This window comes from Stenotrophomonas sp. STEN033 (assembly GCF_056856655.1).
In genome coordinates, this window is sequence record NZ_JBXFWM010000001.1 from 170,465 (window position 1) to 189,976 (window position 19,512).

Annotated in this window: 21 protein-coding genes; 13 read left to right on the top strand and 8 right to left on the bottom strand. The window is 64.5% G+C overall.

Features of this window, described 5'->3' with window-relative positions; translation table 11 throughout:
* Positions 1-78 precede the first annotated feature (78 nt).
* From pgl to zwf, 3 genes are read right to left on the bottom strand one after another with little or no spacing between them, the layout of a single operon-like run.
* Positions 79-798: a 6-phosphogluconolactonase gene (gene pgl, locus AC1VXC_RS00805; RefSeq protein ID WP_313169729.1), complete on the bottom strand. Its 720-nt coding sequence runs from the start codon at positions 796-798 to the stop codon at positions 79-81.
* The gene (gene glk, locus AC1VXC_RS00810) at positions 795-1,802 is read right to left on the bottom strand and encodes a glucokinase (RefSeq protein WP_313169730.1); all 1,008 of its coding nucleotides are present in this window, start codon (positions 1,800-1,802) and stop codon (positions 795-797) included. Before glk ends, pgl begins: the two co-directional genes overlap by 4 nt.
* Positions 1,799-3,370 (bottom strand): glucose-6-phosphate dehydrogenase, encoded by a 1,572-nt coding sequence (gene zwf / locus AC1VXC_RS00815; protein ID WP_481527866.1) that lies wholly within the window; start codon positions 3,368-3,370, stop codon positions 1,799-1,801. Before zwf ends, glk begins: the two co-directional genes overlap by 4 nt.
* Positions 3,371-3,555: 185 nt before the next feature.
* On the opposite strand from zwf, the gene AC1VXC_RS00820 reads away from it, so the two are divergent.
* Positions 3,556-4,650, top strand: a complete 1,095-nt coding sequence (locus AC1VXC_RS00820) for an ABC transporter ATP-binding protein (RefSeq protein WP_313493791.1) — start codon at positions 3,556-3,558, stop codon at positions 4,648-4,650.
* A gap of 257 nt (positions 4,651-4,907) precedes the next feature.
* Here AC1VXC_RS00820 and ygfZ read toward each other — a convergent pair whose 3' ends face one another.
* Complete coding sequence (ygfZ, locus tag AC1VXC_RS00825) at positions 4,908-5,765, bottom strand: CAF17-like 4Fe-4S cluster assembly/insertion protein YgfZ (protein WP_313169734.1); 858 nt, start codon at positions 5,763-5,765, stop codon at positions 4,908-4,910.
* Between the two features lie 39 nt (positions 5,766-5,804).
* Between ygfZ and AC1VXC_RS00830 the strand changes: the two genes are divergently transcribed.
* The 10 genes from AC1VXC_RS00830 (at position 5,805) to AC1VXC_RS00875 (ending at position 12,815) form a co-directional block, all read left to right on the top strand.
* A complete protein-coding gene (locus AC1VXC_RS00830; RefSeq protein WP_313169736.1) occupies positions 5,805-5,978 on the top strand; it encodes a DUF1674 domain-containing protein in 174 nt (57 codons plus the stop codon).
* Between the two features lie 54 nt (positions 5,979-6,032).
* On the top strand, positions 6,033-6,425 hold the full coding sequence (gene sdhC, locus AC1VXC_RS00835) for a succinate dehydrogenase, cytochrome b556 subunit (RefSeq protein ID WP_313169738.1): 393 nt from the start codon (positions 6,033-6,035) through the stop codon (positions 6,423-6,425).
* Positions 6,422-6,805 (top strand): succinate dehydrogenase, hydrophobic membrane anchor protein, encoded by a 384-nt coding sequence (gene sdhD / locus AC1VXC_RS00840; protein ID WP_303746727.1) that lies wholly within the window; start codon positions 6,422-6,424, stop codon positions 6,803-6,805. Before sdhC ends, sdhD begins: the two co-directional genes overlap by 4 nt.
* Before the next feature lie 3 nt (positions 6,806-6,808).
* Positions 6,809-8,599 carry a succinate dehydrogenase flavoprotein subunit gene (sdhA, locus tag AC1VXC_RS00845; protein ID WP_313169742.1) on the top strand — a complete coding sequence of 597 codons (1,791 nt, stop codon included), beginning with the start codon at positions 6,809-6,811 and terminating at the stop codon, positions 8,597-8,599.
* An 18-nt stretch (positions 8,600-8,617) separates the two neighbouring features.
* Entirely contained in the window at positions 8,618-9,403 is a 786-nt protein-coding gene (locus AC1VXC_RS00850) for a succinate dehydrogenase iron-sulfur subunit (RefSeq protein WP_313169744.1), read from the top strand.
* 220 nt (positions 9,404-9,623) lie between these two features.
* Positions 9,624-9,878, top strand: coding sequence for an FAD assembly factor SdhE (locus AC1VXC_RS00855; protein WP_481529300.1), 255 nt, complete (start codon positions 9,624-9,626; stop codon positions 9,876-9,878).
* Between the two features lie 31 nt (positions 9,879-9,909).
* The gene (locus AC1VXC_RS00860) at positions 9,910-10,278 is read left to right on the top strand and encodes a hypothetical protein (protein ID WP_481529299.1); all 369 of its coding nucleotides are present in this window, start codon (positions 9,910-9,912) and stop codon (positions 10,276-10,278) included.
* Between the two features lie 24 nt (positions 10,279-10,302).
* On the top strand, positions 10,303-11,544 hold the full coding sequence (locus AC1VXC_RS00865) for a lipoprotein-releasing ABC transporter permease subunit (protein WP_481538110.1): 1,242 nt from the start codon (positions 10,303-10,305) through the stop codon (positions 11,542-11,544).
* Positions 11,537-12,247, top strand: coding sequence for a lipoprotein-releasing ABC transporter ATP-binding protein LolD (gene lolD, locus AC1VXC_RS00870; protein ID WP_313169752.1), 711 nt, complete (start codon positions 11,537-11,539; stop codon positions 12,245-12,247). Before AC1VXC_RS00865 ends, lolD begins: the two co-directional genes overlap by 8 nt.
* Positions 12,248-12,353: 106 nt before the next feature.
* Positions 12,354-12,815: a DUF6491 family protein gene (locus AC1VXC_RS00875; protein WP_313169754.1), complete on the top strand. Its 462-nt coding sequence runs from the start codon at positions 12,354-12,356 to the stop codon at positions 12,813-12,815.
* Positions 12,816-12,967: 152 nt separating this feature from the next.
* Here AC1VXC_RS00875 and AC1VXC_RS00880 read toward each other — a convergent pair whose 3' ends face one another.
* The 4 genes from AC1VXC_RS00880 to htpG all read right to left on the bottom strand — a co-directional run bounded on the left by AC1VXC_RS00880 (position 12,968) and on the right by htpG (position 18,190).
* Positions 12,968-13,243 carry an oxidative damage protection protein gene (locus tag AC1VXC_RS00880; RefSeq protein WP_481538111.1) on the bottom strand — a complete coding sequence of 92 codons (276 nt, stop codon included), beginning with the start codon at positions 13,241-13,243 and terminating at the stop codon, positions 12,968-12,970.
* 17 nt (positions 13,244-13,260) lie between these two features.
* Positions 13,261-14,316 (bottom strand): A/G-specific adenine glycosylase, encoded by a 1,056-nt coding sequence (gene mutY, locus AC1VXC_RS00885; RefSeq protein ID WP_313169756.1) that lies wholly within the window; start codon positions 14,314-14,316, stop codon positions 13,261-13,263.
* A 177-nt stretch (positions 14,317-14,493) separates the two neighbouring features.
* On the bottom strand, positions 14,494-15,867 hold the full coding sequence (gene ftsY / locus AC1VXC_RS00890; protein WP_481538112.1) for a signal recognition particle-docking protein FtsY: 1,374 nt from the start codon (positions 15,865-15,867) through the stop codon (positions 14,494-14,496).
* A 418-nt stretch (positions 15,868-16,285) separates the two neighbouring features.
* On the bottom strand, positions 16,286-18,190 hold the full coding sequence (htpG, locus tag AC1VXC_RS00895; protein WP_481538113.1) for a molecular chaperone HtpG: 1,905 nt from the start codon (positions 18,188-18,190) through the stop codon (positions 16,286-16,288).
* A gap of 201 nt (positions 18,191-18,391) precedes the next feature.
* Between htpG and rsmD the strand changes: the two genes are divergently transcribed.
* Both rsmD and coaD read left to right on the top strand, forming a co-directional pair.
* Positions 18,392-19,012, top strand: a complete 621-nt coding sequence (gene rsmD / locus AC1VXC_RS00900; protein ID WP_481538114.1) for a 16S rRNA (guanine(966)-N(2))-methyltransferase RsmD — start codon at positions 18,392-18,394, stop codon at positions 19,010-19,012.
* Positions 19,009-19,512, top strand: a complete 504-nt coding sequence (gene coaD / locus AC1VXC_RS00905; protein WP_282268816.1) for a pantetheine-phosphate adenylyltransferase — start codon at positions 19,009-19,011, stop codon at positions 19,510-19,512. Before rsmD ends, coaD begins: the two co-directional genes overlap by 4 nt.

A 19,512-nucleotide genomic window follows, 5' to 3' on the forward strand; every position in this document is an offset into this window, starting at 1 on the left:
TGCGGTCGGATCAGGCCGCTGGTGATGGGGAACAACCTGGGCTATCCATTCCCAATTCCCGAGTCGCCATTTGCCGGGTTACGGTGCCCAATGCACGCGCAGCTTGTTGCCGGGCGCATTGATGGCGGCAAGGATCGGGTAGGCAAGGACATCGCCGGAGGCGAGCGCGGCGTTTAGCACATCGAGCTTCTGCTTGCCACGTAGCAGCAGCAGGCGCTGGTTGACCGAAGCCAGGCCATGCGGGGTCAGGGTGATACGCAGTGGCCAATGCTTGGCGACGGGACAGCCGGTCGCATCCAAAGCAGCGTAGGGATGTTTGCTCTGCAGTGCCTGAGCTAGATCCGCCGAGCCGGGAAACAGCGACGCGGTATGACCGTCATTGCCCATGCCCAGCACCACCAGGCAAGCCGGCTGCGAATGGGTGGCAAGCAGATTGGCGGTATGCACGCACTCGGCGATGGGCAGGCCAACGCGCACCAGCGGGTCGAAATGCGCGCCTTCGGCATGGCGCAGGAAGCTGTCGCGCACCAGCCAGGCGTTGCTGTCCTTGTCCTGCGGGGAGAGCCAGCGCTCATCGGCCAGGCCCACCTCGACCCGTGCCCATTCCAGGCCCTGGTCGGACAAGGTTTCGTAGATGGGAGCCGGGGTGGTGCCGCCGGACAGCAACATGCGGGCGCGCCCGCGTTGCGCGATTTCCGCACTCAACAGCGCTGCCATTTCCTTGGCGACACTTTCGGTCCAGGCCTCTTCGTCAGCGTGGCGGACAAGTGTGATGCGGTCGGAAACAGCGGCGTTCATGCGGACACTCCAGGGGTTGCGCGCTGCATGTCCAGCGCATAAGCGGCGGCACCCAGCAGCCCGGGGCAGGGGTGGATGATGGCCATCGAGGGGATCTGCGACATCGTCGCGGCGAACCGGCCCTTGCTCTCAAAGCGTTGGCGGAAGCCGGAATGCTGCAGCTGCTGCAACAGGCGCGGAACCAGTCCGCCGGTGAGAAACACGCCGTCCCAGGCGCCTTGCACCAGTACTGCGTCACCGGCGACGGCGCCGAAAATTTCAAGAAACACTTCAACCGCACGGCTTGCCAATGCATCGCCGTCGGCAGCGCGGGCACTGACGTCGGCCGGCTGCAGCAGGCCCGGGTCGGTGCCGGCGATCTCGCAGATCGCACGATGGATATTGACCAGGCCGGGGCCGCAGACCAGGCGCTCGTTGGAGACACGGCCGAACTGCGCCGAGAGGATCTCCAGGATGCGGATCTGCTCGGGGGAGTTCGGCGCAAAACTGGCATGGCCGCCTTCGGTGGCCAGTGGGTAGTTGCGACCATCGCGTACCACCAGACCGCCAACCCCAAGGCCGGTGCCGGGGCCAAGCACGCAGTAGTTGCGTGATTCGCCTTCGGCGGCGGGTTGCCAACCGGCACCGCCAACCTGCACCACATCGTCAACGCCGAGCAGGGCGATCGACATGGCCTGGGCGACGAAGTCGTTGATCAGGTGCAGCTGCCCGAAGCCGAGCTGCTCGGCAGTACGCGCACGCGAGATGACCCACGGGTGATTGGTGATGCGCGCTTCGTCTCCATCCACGCGGCCAGCGACCGCGAACACGCCACTGGTGGCGCTGGCTCCACGCTGCTGCAGGTAATGCGCGGCGGCATCGGCCAGTGACGCGAACTGCGCCACCGGATACTCGTCGATGCTGCCCTGATCCAGCGGCGTGGTGGCGGAACGGTCGGCCAAGGCGAAGCGCGCGTTGGTGCCACCAATATCCGCTACCAGTATCAGGTCAGCGCTGGGGCTCACAGCCCCTGCTCCGGACCGGCGTCGGCGGCGATGGATTCGGGTAGGAAATCCTGCGCCAGCTGCGGGCCCCAGCCACCGGCGGGGTAGGGCTGCATCGGCAGGTCGGCAGCCTTCCAGGCGTCGCTGACGCTGTCGATCCAGGCCCAGGCCGCGCGTACTTCGTCATCGCGCACAAACAGGGCGTGGTTGCCGTTGAACGCATCCAGGAACAGGCGTTCGTAGGCGATGCGACGGTGCAGGCCGGTGGGAACCGACAGTTCCAGCTCCAGCGGCTGCAGTTCCAGTGCGCCCCATTCCGGGCCGGCCAGCGAGCTCATCAGGCCGAGCTGGATGTTCTCCTGCGGCTGCAACTGGAAGGTCAGGCGGTTGGGGGTTGCGTTCTTGCGGTCGGGGCGCTCGAACAACCAATGCGTCACCGGCTTGAGGTTGACCTCGATGCGGGTCGTGCGCTCGGGCAGGCGCTTGCCGGTAACCAGATGGAAGGGCACGCCGGCCCAGCGCCAGTTGTCGATATGCGCGGTGACGCCGACAAAGGTTTCCGCTTCACTGCCTTCCGGCGGCTGGTAGGCCTGCGCGGGCTGGCCGTTGATGGTGCCGGCGGTGTAGCGACCGCGCACGCTGTCCTTGGCCGCGTGCTTGGCGTCGAGCGGTCGCAGGGCGCGCAGCACCTTCACCTTCTCGTCGCGGATGCGGTCGGCTTCCAGCGATGCCGGCGGCTCCATCGCGACCAGGCACAGCAGCTGCAGGATATGGCTCTGCACCATGTCGCGCAGGGCGCCGGAACGTGAGTAATAGGAGTCGCGGCCATCCACGCCGTCGCTCTCGGCGACGAGGATGTGCACCGAGGCGATGTAGTTACGGTTCCACACCGCTTCCAGCAAGGTGTTGCCGAAGCGCAGTGCCATCAGGTTCTGCACCGCCGCCTTGCCCAGGTAGTGATCCAGGCGGAACACGCGGTCTTCGTCGATCAGCTGGCCGATGGACTGCAGGATCTCCTCGGCACTGTCGCTGTCCGAGCCGATCGGCTTCTCCAGCATCAGGCGGTTGGGTGCAGCCAGCGCGCCGCCCAGTGCCAGGCCTTCGCAGGTGGAGATGTACAGGCCCGGCGGGATCGCCAGATAACTCACGCACTTGCGGTGCACCAGGTCCTTGACCGCCTCGGCGACCGATTCGGCATTGCGCAGGTCCACCGAGCGATAGTCGATGCGGTTGAGCAGGTTGCCGATGTCCTCCTGGCTGGCATGGGGCATCGCGGCTTCCAGCCGTGGGCGCAGGATGTCGCGGAACTTCTCGGTGTCATGCGGCGACAAGGCCAGCGCACGGACGCGGAAATCTTCAGGAAGTAGGCCGTCGCCAAGCAGGCGTAGCAGGGACGGGAACAGATAACGCTGGGCCAGATCGCCTGTGGCACCGAACAGGAAGAGGGTGTCGTGCATTGCGCGAGTTTCGGGTGCGGATGACATCGTTGTCAATTGTTCGTCTTCAAGGCCTGCGCCGCGATGGGGACGTCCGCGTCCATCGGCGCGAGGGGGCGGGCGTGGGCAACCTGGGCTTGTGCAATGCAGCATGCCAAGAAGGCGGAAGCGGGTCCGTGCAGCGGAGCGCAGGTGCCATGTAAGAGCGACTGCGATGGTGCCATATGAATATGCTTACCGTGCACAATGTTTCGGATGTATACGATTGCAGGAAACTGTTCTCTTGCTGTAACGCAAGTGTTCTGCAGCGCCAGGTTTCGATTCGCGACGAGGTAGTGATGGCCAAGGTTCAATTCGACAGTGTGCGCAAGGTGTATGACAACGGTCAGGTGGCCGTGGCCGGCGCCAGTTTCGACATCGCCGATGGTGAGTTGATGGTGCTGGTGGGGCCATCGGGCTGTGGCAAGTCCACACTGCTGCGAATGGTGGCGGGGCTGGAGGAGATCACGGCCGGTAGCCTGCGCATCGGCGAGCGGGTGGTGAATGACGTCGCGCCGAAGGATCGGGACATCGCGATGGTGTTCCAGAACTACGCGCTCTACCCGCATATGACTGTTGCAGAGAACCTGGGCTTCGGCTTGAAGCTGCGTGGGCATGACAAGGCCGAGGTGCAGCGTCGTGTACAGGATGCCGCCGATTCGCTGGGCCTGACATCGATGCTGGACAAACTGCCGCGCGCGATGTCAGGTGGTCAGCGCCAGCGCGTTGCACTTGGCCGTGCGCTGGTACGCGAGCCGGAGGTGTTCCTGCTGGACGAACCGCTATCCAACCTGGACGCGAAGCTGCGTCATTCGGTGCGCACCGAGATCGCGCAACTGCATCGCAAGCTCGGTACCACGATGATCTATGTCACCCATGACCAGGTCGAGGCGATGACGCTGGGGCAGCGCATCGTCGTGCTCAACGAAGGCGTGATCCAGCAGATAGACACGCCGATGGCGCTGTATGACAGGCCGGTCAATCTGTTTGTTGCGGGTTTTCTCGGTAGCCCCGCGATGAACATGTTGCGTGGGCAGGTGCAGCGCAATGCCGCGGGTGCTGCGGTGCTGCGGCTGGACGAGGGCGGCGAAGTGGCGTTGGGCGCTGTCGCGCTGGGCGCGGAGTGGATTGGCAAGCCGTTGGTTGTAGGCGTGCGGCCTGAGCATCTGCAGCCTGGCAATGCTCCGGCGGCGTTCAATGCGCGCATCGAAGGTGTGGAGCCGGTAGGCAACGAGATTTTCGTCAATCTGCGCTATGGCGAGCAGGCGCTGGTCATGCGGGTGCCGCCGCAGCAGCTGCCGCAGGTTGGGCAGGAGATCGCAGTTGAGGTGAGCGCACCGAAGCTGCATTTTTTTGAAGTGGCCAGTGGCAATCGCATCGAAGCCGGAACCTGACCGGTAGTGCCGAGCCATGCTCGGCAGGGGCTCTACCGGAAATGCCATGTAGTGCCGAACCATGCTCGGCAGGGGCTCTACCGGAAATGCCATGTAGTGCCGAGCCATGCTCGGCAGGGGCTCTACCGGAAATGCCATGTAGTGCCGAGCCATGCTCGGCAGAGGCTCTACCGGGAATGCCGTGTAGTGCCGAGCCATGCTCGGTAGAGGCTCTACCGGTAAAGCCTCAGCCGAGCATAGCTCGGCACTACAGGGTCTCAGCGGGCCAGGCCTTCCAGCAGCGGCTGGATGCTGGCGGCCTCGCCATTGACCAGAAGCTGCCCTTCCGGCAATTCCAGGGGCAGTACAGCCAGTGCAAGCGGGCCGGCCACGCTTGCAATGGTGCCGATGTTGCTTTCGCCATGTTGGACCGCGGCACCAGAATTTGCGAATGATGCGCATTCCAGTAGTGCCAGCGAGCGTTTGGCCTTGCCCAGGAAGTGGGTGCGGGCAACGATTTCCTGGCCGGGATAGCAGCCTTTCTTGACGCTATAGGCGTTCAGTCGGTCCAGTCCGAGCTGTTGCGGCGTCCACTGCTCGCGCTGGGCATCATCCAGGCGCGGCAGGCCGAAACGCAGGTCGGACTGGCGCCAGGCCAATTCAGCCGTGTCGTCGACGGCAGCGGCCACGCTGCTGATCTGCAGGGTGCGTGGAACCTCCGCACTACCCACATCCAGCTCGATGACCGCATCGGCCAGCTGCGCCAATTGCGCGCCATGCGCCGCGGCGGGCACATCCAGCGCCGCGTTCACTGCCAGCGCGCTGGCATGGCTGATGACGACCTTGCGGCGGAATACAAAACGTCGCAACTGCTCGGCCATGGCCTCGGCACCGCCGTCGTGGCAGATCAGCAGCAGGGTCTGTGCGTCCACCCGTAGCAGCTGAAAGATAGACAGCACGCGGCCTTTGGCGGTCAGCCAGGCGCTCCATTGCCAGTGACCGTCGGCCAGCGAGGGCACGTCATTGGCGAACTGAGCTTGGGCGAAAGCGACCGCATCGGCTCCCGCAAGGCTCACGATCTGAGCCTTGGAAAGTGTGCGGAAACCGGTGAAAGCAGGGGCGAGGTTGTCAGACACGTGACTGAGGACTAAAATTTGTGCGTTGCGAGACCACTAATGATAGGCCAAACAACCCCCACTCCCGAGCCCGAAGCTGAAGCCCCGTTGGTCCCCGCGAAGCAGCCGCTTCCCGAGGTGACTCCGGTGCCCCAGGAAATAGGCGGCCGCGGCGGACTTGATCCGGTGCGGTATGGCGATTGGGAGAAAAACGGGCGCTGCATCGATTTCTGAGCAGCGTTGAGCCAACGCGGCATTGAGCCGCCCAGCCGAGATACGAGTCAGCGAATGGCGAACAGACCCCGCCCCCTTTCTCCGCACCTGCAGGTGTATCGCTGGCAGATCCAGATGGCCACCTCGATCCTGCATCGAGTAACCGGCATCATTCTGACTGTCGGTTCCCTGATCATCGCAGGCGGCTTGTTCGCCCTGATGATGGGCCCTGAGTCCTGGAACTGCTTCACCACCCATGCCGGTGCCTGGTACGGCAAGGTGATCCTGTTCGGTTGGAGCTGGTGCTTCGCCTACCACCTGTGCAATGGCATTCGTCATATCGTGCAGGACTTCGCCATCGGCTACGCCAAGGCCACCTTCATCCGCAGCAGCTGGATGTCGGTGATCGCTTCGCTGGTGCTGACCGCGCTGATCTGGGCCTACGTCTGCATGGGAGCTGGCGCATGAGCAAGTACCGTACCCCGTTGAAGAACGCGCGTGGGCTTGGCAGCGCCAAGTCCGGCACCGAGCACTTCGTTCACCAGCGCCTGACTGCAACCGCCCTGGTCGCACTGACCATCTGGTTCCTGTGCCTGGTGCTGAGCCTGATGGGTGCCGATTACGTTACCGCTGTGGAAACCATTTCCAAGCCGTGGAACGCGATCCTGCTGGGCGGCTTCCTGGTCGCCATGTTCTGGCACGCCCAGCTTGGCCTGCAGGTGGTCCTGGAGGACTACATCCACAACTCGCTGATGGCCCTGGCCTTGCAGACCACGGTCAAGTTCGTCGCCGTGCTCGGCGCCATCGTCAGCATCTTTGCGGTCGCCCGCATCGCGTTTGGGAACTGATACATGTCCGCTTACAACATTACTGAACACAAGGTCGACATGGTCGTCGTCGGCGCCGGTGGCGCTGGCCTGCGTGCAACGTTTGGCCTGGCCCAGAAGGGCCTGCAGACCGTGTGCATCACCAAGGTCTTCCCGACCCGCTCGCACACCGTGGCAGCGCAGGGCGGTATTTCCGCCGCGCTGGCCAACATGGGCGAGGACGATTGGCGCTACCACTTCTACGACACCATCAAGGGCTCGGACTGGCTGGGCGACCAGGACGCCATCGAGTACATGTGCCGTGAGGCCATCCCGGCCATCATCGAGCTGGAACACTACGGCGTTCCGTTCTCGCGTACCGAAGAAGGCAAGATCTACCAGCGTCCGTTCGGTGGCATGACCACCAAGTACGGTGAAGGCCCGTCCGCGCAGCGTACCTGCGCTGCCGCCGACCGTACCGGCCACGCCATCCTGCACACCCTGTACCAGCAGTCGCTGGCGCACAACGCGCAGTTCATGATCGAGTACTTCGCACTCGACCTGATTTTCGACGACGAAGGCGTCTGCCGCGGCGTGCTCGCCCTGGACATGGCCGAAGGCACCCTGCACCTGTTCCGTTCGCAGGGTGTGGTGCTGGCAACCGGCGGCTACGGCCGTGCCTACTTCAGCGCCACCTCGGCGCACACCTGTACCGGTGACGGCGGCGGCCTGGTGGCCCGTGCCGGCCTGCCGCTGCAGGACATGGAATTCGTGCAGTTCCACCCGACCGGCATCTATGGCGCCGGCTGCCTGATCACCGAAGGTGTGCGAGGCGAGGGCGGCATCCTGCGCAACAGCAGTGGCGAGCGCTTCATGGAGCGCTACGCACCGCATTACAAGGATCTGGCATCGCGTGACGTGGTGTCGCGTTCGATGACCATCGAAATCCGCGAAGGCCGCGGCGTCGGCGAGCACAAGGATCACATCCTGCTCGACCTGACCCACCTGGGCCCGGGCGTGATCGACGAGAAGCTGCCGGGTATCGCCGAAAGCGCGCGCATCTTTGCGGGCGTGGACGTGCACAAGCAGCCGATCCCGGTCATCCCGACCGTCCACTACAACATGGGCGGCATCCCGACCAACTACCACGGTGAAGTGGTGCGCAAGGTCGGCGACAACCCCGATGCGGTGGTGCCGGGCCTGTACGCCATCGGCGAAGCGGCCTGCGTGTCCGTGCACGGTGCAAACCGTCTGGGTTCCAACTCGCTGCTCGACCTGGTGGTGTTCGGTCGCGCCGTGGCCAACCGCTGCGCCGAGACGATCAAGCCGGGTGCGCCGCACAAGACCCTGCCGTCCGACGCCTGCGACAAGGCGCTGGGCCTGCTGGACAAGCTGCGTCATGCCAATGGCGATACGCCGACCTCGGTCATCCGTGACCGCATGCAGCGCACCATGCAGAACGATGCAGCGGTGTTCCGCACCAGCAAGTCGCTGGAAGAAGGCTGCCAGAAGATGGCCGAAGTGTTCGACTCGTTCCAGGATGTCAAGGTTTCCGACCGCTCGCTGGTCTGGAACTCGGACCTGATCGAAACCTACGAGCTGAACAACCTGCTGCTCAACGCGGTGGCGACCATCAACTCGGCCGAGCAGCGCAAGGAAAGCCGTGGCGCCCACGCGCACGAGGACTACCCGGACCGCGACGACGTCAACTGGCAGAAGCACACGCTGGTCACTGTCGACGACAAGGGCAAGTGCAGCTTCGATTACCGCCCGGTGCACATGTACACGCTCAGCGATGACGTGTCCGTGGTGCCGCCGAAGCCGCGCGTCTACTGATCCGGGGAACTTACGAACATGGCTGAATTTGCACTCCCGAAGAACTCCCGGTTGACCAAGGGCAAGCACTTCCCCGCCAAGAGCGGTGCGAAGAACACGCGTACCTTCAAGATCTACCGCTGGAGCCCCGACGACAACCAGAATCCGCGCACCGACACCTACGAGATCGATCTCGATGCGTGCGGCCCGATGGTTCTGGACGCGCTGATCAAGATCAAGAATGAGATTGATCCGACCCTGACCTTCCGTCGTTCCTGCCGCGAGGGCATCTGCGGTTCGTGCGCGATGAACATCGACGGCACCAACACCCTGGCCTGCACCCGCGCCATCGCCGATTGCGGCAAGGCCGAGGTGCCGATCTACCCGCTGCCGCACATGGACGTGGTCAAGGACCTGGTTCCGGACCTGACCCACTTCTACGCGCAGTACGCCTCGATCAAGCCGTGGATCCGCACCCAGACCCCGGCACCGGCAGACCGCGAACGCCTGCAGTCGCCGGACGACCGCAAGAAGCTGGACGGCCTGTACGAGTGCATCCTGTGCGCCTGCTGCTCGACCAGCTGCCCGAGCTACTGGTGGAACGGCGAGCGTTACCTGGGCCCGGCGATCCTGCTGCAGGCCTATCGCTGGATCATCGATTCGCGCGATGAAGACACCGGCGCACGCCTGGACGATCTGGAAGATCCGTTCAAGCTGTACCGCTGCCACACCATCATGAACTGCGCACGCACTTGCCCGAAGGGCCTGAACCCGGCACTGGCAATTGCCGAGATCAAGAAGCTGATGATGGCGCGCCGCGCTTGATGCGGGCTTGCCCCGGTGCAAGCTGGGGTTCCAGCTCTTGATGTGCAGTTGTTCTCCCTTCTCCCGCGTGCGGGAGAAGGGGCCCCGAAGGGGCGGATGAGGGGAGCTTTTGACGCTGCCTTTGTTGAATGTTGAGTGGCGGTCTGGATGAATTCCTCCAGGAGCTGCCCTCACCCCAACCCCTCTCCCGTAAACGGGAGAGGGGCTTGAGCTCAGAGCCATGCAGACCGAAGACGAAATCCTGTTGAAGAAGCTGCGCTGGCGCTGCCGGCGCGGCATGCGTGAGCTTGATCAGCTGTTCGGCCGTTATCTTGACCGCCGCTGGCTGGATGCACCTGCCGCCGAACGCGAGGTTTTCCTGCAGTTGCTGGAGACCGAAGACGATAAGTTGTGGCGCTGGTCCATGGGCTACGAGGCCTGTCCGGATGCGTCGCAGGCAGCGCTCATCAGTTACATCCGCGCCCTTCCGGTATGAGTGGCGCCCGTCGCGCTGGTTGACCGGCGCGTTGTCAGGCCTGGCGGCGCTCGCCGCCGTTTCCCTGTTGAACTGTGATCTGCCGCCCGCGCTGGCCTGGCCGTCGGCAGCGTGCGCGTTTGCCCTGGGGCTGATGCAGGCGCGGACGGAGTCGCGCAGGCCCGGATGCAAACTGCTGATACCGTCGCCGCCGGCAGTGCCCAGCGTCGATGGAATGCCGATGGAGCGGGTCGAGTTGCTGGAGCGGGGGCCGCTGCTGGTGTTGCGCTGGCGATCGGGCCGGCGGTGCCGGCAGCTGCTGTTCTGGCCGGATACCTTGCCGCGTGCGCGGCGACGTGAACTGCGACTGGCCGTAAAGGCACATGGCGTTTCCCGCCAGCCGCCGGGAGTGGCACCATAGCTGCCAGTTCACGGGCAGACACGCATGTTCAAACCCTTACCTGTCGCAATCGGATTGCGCTATCTGCGCGCCAAGCGCCGCAACGGCTTCATTTCCTTCATCTCCATGGCGTCCATCCTCGGCATCGCGCTCGGGGTGATGGTGCTGATCACCACGTTGGCGGTGATGAGTGGCTTCCAGAAGGAGATCCGCGACCGCCTGCTGCAGATGTCGGCCCATGCCACGGTCAGCGCCGATGGCGAGCCGATGGCCAACTGGCAGCACGCCATCGACGTGGCGACCAAGGATCCGCGCGTGGCCGGTGCCGCACCGTATATCGAGATCCAGGGCATGTTGAGCGGCCTGCGGGTGCAGGGCGCGATCATCCAGGGCGTTGACCCGGCGCAGGAGTCCAAGGTCTCGGTGCTGGCCGAGAAGATGACCAAGGGCAAGCTGGACAGCCTGCAGCCCGGCGAATTCAACATGGTGGTCGGCAAGGAGCTGGCGATCTGGTTGGGCGTGGATGTCGGCGACAGTGTCGTGGCGACGCTGGCCGAGGTGCAGGGCACGCCGATGGGCGCCATGCCGCGGGTCAAGCGCTTCAAGGTCAGCGGCATCTTCGAGGCCGGCTCCAATGAAGTCGACCGCGGCGTCGCCTTCACCAACATGCAGGACATGGAGCGGGTGCTGCGCATGGACGGTGTTACCGGCGTGCGCCTGAAAATGCACGACATGGACCAGGCCTATACCGTGGCCCGCGATCTGGCGGTCAACCTGAACGGTTACTATCGGGTGAGTGACTGGACGCAGGAGAACGCAAATCTCTACCACTCGCTGCGCATGGAAAAGACGGTGATGGGCATCCTGCTGTCGCTGATCGTGGCGATGGGCGCATTCAACCTGGTGTCCTCGCAGGTGATGCTGGTCACCGACAAGCAGGCTGATATCGCCATCCTGCGTACCCTGGGCCTGACGCCGGGCGGAGTGATGCAGGTGTTCATGGTGCAGGGCACCTTGATCGGTGTGTTCGGCACCCTTGTCGGCGTGATCAGCGGCATCACCTTGACCCTCAATCTGGAACGCATCCTTGGCCTGATCGAGAGCATCTTCAACATCAAGCTGCTGCCGGAAGATGTGTACTACATCACCGGCCTGCCGACCGACATGCAGACCGGCGACATCGTGGTGATCACCGTGGTGGCGCTGCTGATGAGCTTTGCCGCGACCCTGTACCCGGCGTGGCGCGCAGCCCGCACCCAGCCGGCGGAGGCGCTGCGCTATGAATGAGAACGCATTGATGGAATCGGTAATCCGCGCCGAGGGACTGGGCAAGACCTACGCCGAAGGCAAGATGCACACGCCGGTGTTCGACGGCCTGGATTTGAACGTGGCCGCGGGCGAAACCGTGGCCATCGTGGGCGCCTCGGGCGCAGGCAAGAGCACCTTGCTGCACCTGTTGGGCGGCTTGGATATTCCCACTGCCGGCGAGGTCTATGTCGCCGGTCAGCGGATGTCGGCGCTGTCTGATGCCGCGCGCGGCAAGCTGCGCAACAGCTCACTGGGCTTCGTCTACCAGTTTCATCACCTGCTGCCGGAATTCACCGCGCTTGAGAATGTGATGATTCCGGTGATGCTGGGAGGCAGTGACCCGGCCGGTGCCAGCGTCCGCGCCAAGGCGCTGCTGGAATCGGTTGGGCTGGGCCACCGCCTGGATCACAAGCCGGGCGAGCTGTCCGGAGGCGAACGTCAACGTACCGCGGTCGCGCGTGCCCTGGTCAACCAGCCAGGCTGCGTGCTTGGCGACGAGCCCACCGGCAATCTGGACGACAAGACCGCCGCGACCGTGTTCGATCTGATGCTTGAGTTGAACCGCGTCCACCGCACCAGCCTGGTTCTGGTCACTCATGACCGCAGTCTGGCGCGCAAGCTGGACCGTGTGTTGGAGTTGCGCCAGGGGCGGTTGCATGAACTGGCCAGCAGTGGGGTCTAGGCGGTATTTGGCGGATGTAGTCCCCTGATCGCCAAGGGACTACCATGCTCTGGTTGGTGCTTGCGGTCATGGAACCAGGTTGTTTCCTTCAAAGAGGATTGCTGCCATGAAGAAAGTACTTGTTGCGACGTTGCTTGCCGTTGTTCTTGGCGGGTGTGCGACCACCGGCAAATTGACCAGCGCCGAGCGCCTTGAGCTGTATCGCGCGCATGCTGGTGAGCCGGTCAACAGCTTCCGGTATTTCGGCTCGCTCAACGGCTGGACCGAGCTCGGTGATAGCGCGTTGGCGGTATGGACACGCCCGAATGAAGCCTGGCTGTTGAATCTGAGCGGGCCGTGTACGGACCTGTCGTTTTCGCCGGCGATCACCGTGACCAATATGTTGGGGCAGGTGTCGGCACGGTTTGACCGCGTCATCGTGCATGGTGCCGGGCCGATGGCCCATGTGCCATGCCGGATCGAAAGCATCCAGCCGCTGGACGTGAAGGCCTTGCGCTCCTCTGAAAAGGAGCTGCGTGAAGCCAAGATTTCCGAGCGTGCCGCAGATCAGGGCCGCGAAACGAATTGAAGCACCCCCTGTAGTGCCGAGCCCTGCTCGGCAGGGGCCTTCATGCACGGATCAACCGCCGCCGGTAAAGCTCCTTCCGAGCATGGCTCGGCACTACAGGGGCGCGGGGAATGCCCCTGCCGAGCATGGCTCGGCACTACAGGGGTCCGGCTTTATTCCACTTCCGGCGCGACGTAGCCGGCCGGCTTTTCCGCGCCGCCGGCGAACAGGTACTTCACCAGCTCTTCCTCGAGGAAGGCGCGGTGTTTGGGGTCGCGCGGCGACAGCCGGTTTTCGTTGATCAGCATGGTCTGGTGCGCCAGCCAAGCGGCCCAGGCCTGCTTGCCGATGTTGGCAAAAATGCGTTGGCCCAGTTCGCCCGGATAGGGCACGAAATCCAGGCCCTCGGTTTCGCGTTGTTCGTATTGGCAGAAGACGGAGCGGGGCATGGTGGGGTCCTGTCGAATCAATGCGCCGGATGACGATCCAGCAGTTTGCGGATGGGGGCGGGAAGGCCGAGTGCGGCCAGTTCGTCACGCGCTACCCAGCGTAGATCGGCATTGTCACCGACCTTGGACTTGAGTGCGACCTTGCGCAGGTGCAGTGGCTGCAGATGCAGGCGGTAGTGGCTGAAGGTGTGCACGATCAGCGGCAGCTCGTCGGCGTTGTCGTAATCGCCCTTCACCGTGGCGCCAAACCATTCGCGTAGTTCGGTGTCGGTCTCGGCCTGCGGCAAGGTCCACAGCGAGGCCCATATGCCGGTGGGAGGGCGCTTGAGCAACAGGATGCGGCCTTGTGCATCTTCCAGCAGCAGCGCACTGGCCTCGCGTTCGGGTAGCACCTTGCTGGGTTTGGGGGTTGGCAGTGCATCGACCAGACCCTGCGCATGCGCGGCGCAACTGTTCTGCAGCGGGCACAGGATGCAGGCGGGCTTTGCCCGCGTGCACAGGGTGGCGCCGAAGTCCATTTGCGCCTGGGTGTAGTCGGCCATGCGCCCGGCCGGTACCTGTGCGACATGGGCCTGGGCCTGCGCCCACAGTTGTTTCTCGATGGCGGGCAGGCCGGGAAAGCCGCTGATGCCGTGATAGCGCGTCAAGACGCGCTTGACGTTGCCATCGAGGATCGCGAACGGGTCGTTCCAGGCCTGGCTGAGGATGGCGCCGGCGGTGCTGCGGCCAATGCCGGGCAGGGCAAGCAGGGCATCGAAATCGCGCGGCAGTTCGCCGCCATGCAGCTCGACGCATTGTCTGGCTGCGGCATGCAGGTTGCGCGCGCGCGCGTAGTAGCCCAGGCCGGCCCAATGCGCCATCAACGTATCGTTGTCGGTAGCGGCAAGGTCGGCCAGCGTAGGGAAGGACTGCACGAAGCGCTGGAAGTACGGGATGACCGTGGCGACCTGGGTCTGCTGCAACATGATTTCCGACAGCCACACCCGGTAGGGCGAGCGCGGATGCTGCCAGGGCAGATCGTGGCGGCCGTGCTGGTCGAACCAGGTCAGGAGTTGGCTGGGGAAGTTGGGCATGGGCTCGCAGGCGATGGCTGGCGATTGCAGCTAGTCCCTTCTCCCGTTTACGGGAGAAGAGCCTGTCCCCGCGAAGGCGGGGATGCCCCGGAAGGGGCGGATGAGGGGAGCTCTTGCTTCTGCTCGTAGAGCTTACCCTCACCCCAACCCCTCTCCCGGTGGGAGAGGGGCTTTGGATCAGTTGCCGCCCAAGGCCTGCGGCAGCAGCGCATCGACGAAGGCTTCGGCGTCAAACACGCGCAGGTCTTCCGGGCGCTCGCCGATGCCGGCGAAGCGGATCGGGATGCCGAACTCGCGGGCCAGTGCGAATACCACGCCGCCCTTGGCGGTGCCGTCCAGCTTGGTGACCACCAGGCCGGTGACGCCGGCAGCGGCGTGGAACTGGCGCAGCTGCGAGAGTGCGTTCTGGCCGGTGGTGCCGTCGATCACCATCAGGACTTCGTGCGGTGCGGTGTCGTCGATCTTGCCCAGCACGCGGCGGATCTTGCTCAGCTCGTTCATCAGCCCGGTCTGGGTATGCAGGCGGCCGGCGGTGTCGGCGATCAGCACGCTGGTGCCGCGCGCCTTGCCGGCCTGCAGGGCATCAAAGGCGACCGATGCGGCATCGGCGTTCTGGCCCTGGGCGACCACGGCGACGCCGTTGCGCTCGCCCCAGATCTGCAGCTGGGCGACGGCGGCGGCGCGGAAGGTGTCGCCGGCGGCCAGCATCAGGCTATGGCCCTGGTCCTTGAAGCGCTTGGCCAGCTTGCCGATGGTGGTGGTCTTGCCGACGCCGTTGACGCCGACGGTAAGGATCACGAATGGTTTTGCATTGGTGTCGATGACCAGCGGCTTGGCGACCGGCTGCAGCAGTGCGATCAGGTCGGCACGCAGTGCCGCCAGCAAGGCGTTGGCGTCGGCGAATTCGCGCGACTTCATCCGCTTGCGCAGGTTTTCCACCAGCGCGGTGGTGGCCGGCACACCGACGTCGGCGGTGATCAGGGCGGTTTCAATTTCGTCGAGCAGGTCGTCGTCGAGCTTGGGGTTGCGCGAGAACAGGCCGCCGAAGCTGCGCGCGAAGCTGCTGTTGCGTAGGCGGTCGCGCCAGCCGAGCTTGCCGGCCGGGGCAGCAGGTGCGGCGTTGGCTGGAATCAGCGCTGCGTCGGAGTCGTTGGCGTTGCTGATCTCGGCCACAACGGGTGCGGGTGCGGGTGCTGCAGGTGCAGGTGTCGGGGCGGCAAGGGCGACGACGACAGGTTCGACAATCGCAGGCGAGATTGCAGGCGAGGGTGATTCGGCGGCAATGGGGGCTGCGGCCGGCATGGCTGCGGCGACAGGCGCGGCTTCGACTTCGACTTCGACAGCCTGCTCAGGCGTGGCTACGGGTGCGGCGGCAACTTCAGTTGCCGGTGCTGCCACGGGTACTTCGGCCGGCGACGGTTCTGCTGGCAGGGGGGCCTGTGCCGAGGGTGCTTGTGGGAAGGCGGCGGCCAGTTCCTCGGCGCTCAGCGTGGACGGCTTGGCGGACTGTTGGGCGTCGTCGGTCTTTTTGCGGCGGAAAAAGCTGAACATGGAGGAAAAAGGCCTGAAATCAGATGTCTATGTTACCACCGGCGGTCACTTGGCCGGCATGAGGCTAGCGCAAGGGCAGTTGATTGAAGCCCCTCTCCCGTTCACGGGAGAGGGGTTGGGGTGAGGGCGGCTTTGGGCTTCAGCGGGAAAGCTTCTGCCGAGCATGGCTCGGCACTACGGGCCGTTGTTGATTGAAGCCCCTCTCCCGTTCACGGGAGAGGGGTTGGGGTGAGGGCAGCTTTGTGGGTTTATCGGCAAAGCCCCTGCCGAGCATGGCTCGGCACTACAGGAGTTGCCGGGAAAGCTTCTGCCGAGCATGGCTCGGCACTACAGGAGTTGCCGGGAAAGCCCCTGCCGAGCATGGCTCGGCACTACAGGGCAGCCCTCCCTTCGCTGCGCTAAGGGAGGGTGCGGGTCGTCAGGCCGACAGTTCCAGCAGCAGCTTGTTCAAGCGGCGGACGTAGCCGGCCGGGTCCTTCAGGCTGTCGCCAGCGGCCAACGCGGCCTGGTCGAACAGGACGTGGGCCAGGTCGTTGAAGCGGTCCATGTCGGGCTCGGCATCCAGCTTCTCGATCAGCGGGTGGCCCGGGTTGAACTCGAATACCGGCTTGCTGTCCGGCACCTTCTGGCCGCTGGCTTCCAGGATCTGGCGCATCTGCAGGCCCAGGTCCTGCTCGCCGATGGCCAGGATCGCCGGCGAATCGGTAAGGCGGTGCGAGACGCGGACTTCGGCCACTTCCTCGCCCAGCGCGGTCTTCAGGCGCGTGGCCAGGCCTTCCTTGGTCTTGGCGACTTCTTCCTGTGCCTTCTTGTCCTCTTCGGTCTCCAGCTTGCCCAGGTCCAGGTCGCCACGGGCGATATCGACAAAGGACTTGCCATCGAACTCGTTGAGGTAGCTCATCAGCCACTCATCGATGCGGTCGGTCATCAGCAGCACTTCGATGCCCTTCTTGCGGAACACCTCCAGGTGCGGGCTGTCCTTGACCTGCTGGTAGCTCTCGCCGGTCAGGTAATAGAGCTTGTCCTGGCCTTCGATCATGCGACCGACGTAATCGGCCAGCGCGACACTCTGCTCGCCGCTGCCGTCATGGGTGGAGGCGAAGCGCAGCAGGCCGGCGACCTTCTCGCGGTTGCCGTAATCCTCGGCCGGGCCTTCCTTCAGCACCTGGCCGAAGTTCTTCCAGAAGCCGGCATAGTCCTCCGGCTTGTCCTTGGCCAGCTTCTCCAGCATGTCCAGCGAACGCTTGGTCAGCGCCGACTTCATCGAGTCGATCACCGGGCCGGACTGCAGGATTTCACGCGACACGTTCAACGGCAGGTCGTTTGAATCGACCACGCCCTTGATGAAGCGCAGGTACAGCGGCAGGAACTGCTCGGCCTGGTCCATGATGAAAACGCGCTGCACATAGAGCTTCAGGCCCTTGGGTGCGTCGCGGTGGTAAAGGTCGAACGGCGCGCGGCCCGGGGTGTACAGCAGCGAGGTGTACTCCAGCTTGCCCTCGACCTTGTTGTGGGTCCAGGCCAGCGGATCGGTGGGGTCGTGGGCGATGTGCTTGTAGAACTCCTTGTACTCCTCGTCCGTGATCTCGGACTTGGCGCGGGTCCACAGTGCGTTGGCGCGGTTGACGGTCTCCCACTCCGGCGTGGCCGGCTTGTCGGCGTCGTCGCCGTGGTGTTCTTTCTGCAGCTCGATCGGCAGGCCGATGTGGTCGGAGTACTTCTTGATCAGGCTGCGCAGCTGCCAGCCATCGGTATAGCTGTCTTCGCCTTCCTTCAGGTGCAGCACGATGCGGGTGCCGCGCTCGGGCTTGTCGATGGTCTCGACCTCGAACTCGCCTTCGCCCCTGGACGACCAATGCACGCCCTCGCTGGCCGGCAGGCCAGCGCGGCGGCTGTAGACGTCGACCTGGTCGGCAACGATGAAGGCCGAATAGAAGCCCACGCCGAACTGGCCGATCAGGTTGGAGTCCTTCTTCTGGTCACCGGACAGGTTCTTCAGGAACTCGGCGGTGCCCGACTTGGCGATGGTGCCGAGGTGGGCGATGGCCTCATCGCGGCTCAGGCCGATGCCGTTGTCGTCGATGGTCAGGGTGCGCGCGGCCGGGTCGGCCTCGATGCGGATGCGCAGCGGCGCGCCGCCTTCGAGCAGCTCGGGCTGGGTCAGCGCTTCGAAACGCAGCTTGTCGGCGGCGTCGGCGGCATTGGACACCAGCTCGCGCAGGAAGATTTCCTTGTTCGAGTACAGCGAGTGGATCATCAGGTGCAGCAGCTGCTTCACCTCGGTCTGGAAACCGCGGGTTTCCTTGTGATTCGGGTTGGTCATCGGTCGGGTGCTCCGTTGCTGATGGGGCGCGCAGCTGCGCGACGGCTGCAGCTTGGGTAAGGGTGAATGGGCCAATTTCAAGTCAGGCGCGGCAGGGGTGGGCGCTGGTCTATCATCTGCAGCACTTGAAGCTGGTGGACCCGGGTTGCCGATGTATTTGATTTGCCGCGTTTTGTCCTTGGTTTTGCTGGTGCGGGGAGGATGAGTCCGGCCCGTGGCAAGGCGCCGGTCGGCACCGGCCAGGTGCGCATCGTCGGTGGCCGCTGGCGAAATACCCGTTTGCAGGTGCCTGAATTGCCGGGTCTGCGTCCGACCAGCGACCGGGTCCGCGAGACCCTGTTCAACTGGTTGATGCCCAAATTGCCGGGCGCGCGTGTCCTGGACCTGTTTGCCGGCAGTGGCGCGCTGGGGCTTGAGGCGGTATCGCGGGGGGCGGCATCTGCCCAGTTGGTGGAGCGCGATTCGCAGCTGGTGGCGGCGCTGCGTGCTGTGGTCGGGCGGCTGGGGGCGGGGGAGCAGGTTGAGGTGGTCGCCGGTGATGCGCTGCAATGGTTGGGTGCTGCCGCTCCCGCGCAGGCCGATGTGGTGTTCCTGGACCCTCCTTTTGCCGGCGGCTTGTGGGACCAGGTGATCGCACGCCTGCCCAGGCATCTGGCCGCCGACGCCTGGTTGTACCTTGAGGCGCCGGTTGATGCGGCATTGCAGCTGCCTGCCGAATGGCAGCTATGGCGCGAGGGCAACACCCGTGAGGTGGCCTATGCCCTCTACCGCCGGGCCGCTGCTACACTTCGCGGCGACATGAACGCGACCGAACCCGCATGACTTCAGCCAATCGCCGCATCGCCGTATACCCGGGCACTTTCGACCCGATCACCAATGGTCACATCGACCTGGTGAACCGCGCCGCGCCGCTGTTCGAGAAGGTGGTGGTCGGCGTGGCGCAGAGCCCCTCCAAGGGCCCGACGCTGCCGCTGGAGCTGCGTGTGGCGTTGGCGGTGGAAGCGCTGCAACACCACGACAACGTGGAAGTGGTCGGCTTCGACACCTTGCTGGCCCACTTCGTGCGCTCGGTGCACGGCGGGGTGCTGCTGCGTGGTCTGCGTGCGGTGTCCGATTTTGAGTACGAATTCCAGATGGCGAGCATGAACCGCCACCTGATTCCGGAGGTGGAGACGCTGTTCCTTACCCCCTCCGAGCAGCACAGCTTCATTTCCTCCTCGCTGGTGCGTGAAATCGCGCGGCTGGGCGGGGATGTCTCCGGTTTCGTGCCGGCCACTGTGCTTGAGGCGTTGCGCAAGGCCCGCGAAGCGCGCGGGCAGTAA

What these genes read in the sequence shown, in the direction of transcription:
- pgl (WP_313169729.1), bottom strand. Translation starts at nt 798, where the DNA reads ATGAACGCCGCTGTTTCCGACCGCATCACACTTGTCCGCCACGCTGAC.
- zwf (WP_481527866.1), bottom strand. Translation starts at nt 3,370, where the DNA reads ATGCTGCATTGCACAAGCCCAGGTTGCCCACGCCCGCCCCCTCGCGCC.
- AC1VXC_RS00820 (WP_313493791.1), top strand. Translation starts at nt 3,556, where the DNA reads ATGGCCAAGGTTCAATTCGACAGTGTGCGCAAGGTGTATGACAACGGT.
- AC1VXC_RS00830 (WP_313169736.1), top strand. Translation starts at nt 5,805, where the DNA reads ATGATAGGCCAAACAACCCCCACTCCCGAGCCCGAAGCTGAAGCCCCG.
- sdhC (WP_313169738.1), top strand. Translation starts at nt 6,033, where the DNA reads ATGGCGAACAGACCCCGCCCCCTTTCTCCGCACCTGCAGGTGTATCGC.
- sdhD (WP_303746727.1), top strand. Translation starts at nt 6,422, where the DNA reads ATGAGCAAGTACCGTACCCCGTTGAAGAACGCGCGTGGGCTTGGCAGC.
- sdhA (WP_313169742.1), top strand. Translation starts at nt 6,809, where the DNA reads ATGTCCGCTTACAACATTACTGAACACAAGGTCGACATGGTCGTCGTC.
- AC1VXC_RS00850 (WP_313169744.1), top strand. Translation starts at nt 8,618, where the DNA reads ATGGCTGAATTTGCACTCCCGAAGAACTCCCGGTTGACCAAGGGCAAG.
- AC1VXC_RS00855 (WP_481529300.1), top strand. Translation starts at nt 9,624, where the DNA reads ATGCAGACCGAAGACGAAATCCTGTTGAAGAAGCTGCGCTGGCGCTGC.
- AC1VXC_RS00865 (WP_481538110.1), top strand. Translation starts at nt 10,303, where the DNA reads ATGTTCAAACCCTTACCTGTCGCAATCGGATTGCGCTATCTGCGCGCC.
- lolD (WP_313169752.1), top strand. Translation starts at nt 11,537, where the DNA reads ATGAATGAGAACGCATTGATGGAATCGGTAATCCGCGCCGAGGGACTG.
- AC1VXC_RS00875 (WP_313169754.1), top strand. Translation starts at nt 12,354, where the DNA reads ATGAAGAAAGTACTTGTTGCGACGTTGCTTGCCGTTGTTCTTGGCGGG.
- AC1VXC_RS00880 (WP_481538111.1), bottom strand. Translation starts at nt 13,243, where the DNA reads ATGCCCCGCTCCGTCTTCTGCCAATACGAACAACGCGAAACCGAGGGC.
- mutY (WP_313169756.1), bottom strand. Translation starts at nt 14,316, where the DNA reads ATGCCCAACTTCCCCAGCCAACTCCTGACCTGGTTCGACCAGCACGGC.
- ftsY (WP_481538112.1), bottom strand. Translation starts at nt 15,867, where the DNA reads ATGTTCAGCTTTTTCCGCCGCAAAAAGACCGACGACGCCCAACAGTCC.
- htpG (WP_481538113.1), bottom strand. Translation starts at nt 18,190, where the DNA reads ATGACCAACCCGAATCACAAGGAAACCCGCGGTTTCCAGACCGAGGTG.
- rsmD (WP_481538114.1), top strand. Translation starts at nt 18,392, where the DNA reads ATGAGTCCGGCCCGTGGCAAGGCGCCGGTCGGCACCGGCCAGGTGCGC.
- coaD (WP_282268816.1), top strand. Translation starts at nt 19,009, where the DNA reads ATGACTTCAGCCAATCGCCGCATCGCCGTATACCCGGGCACTTTCGAC.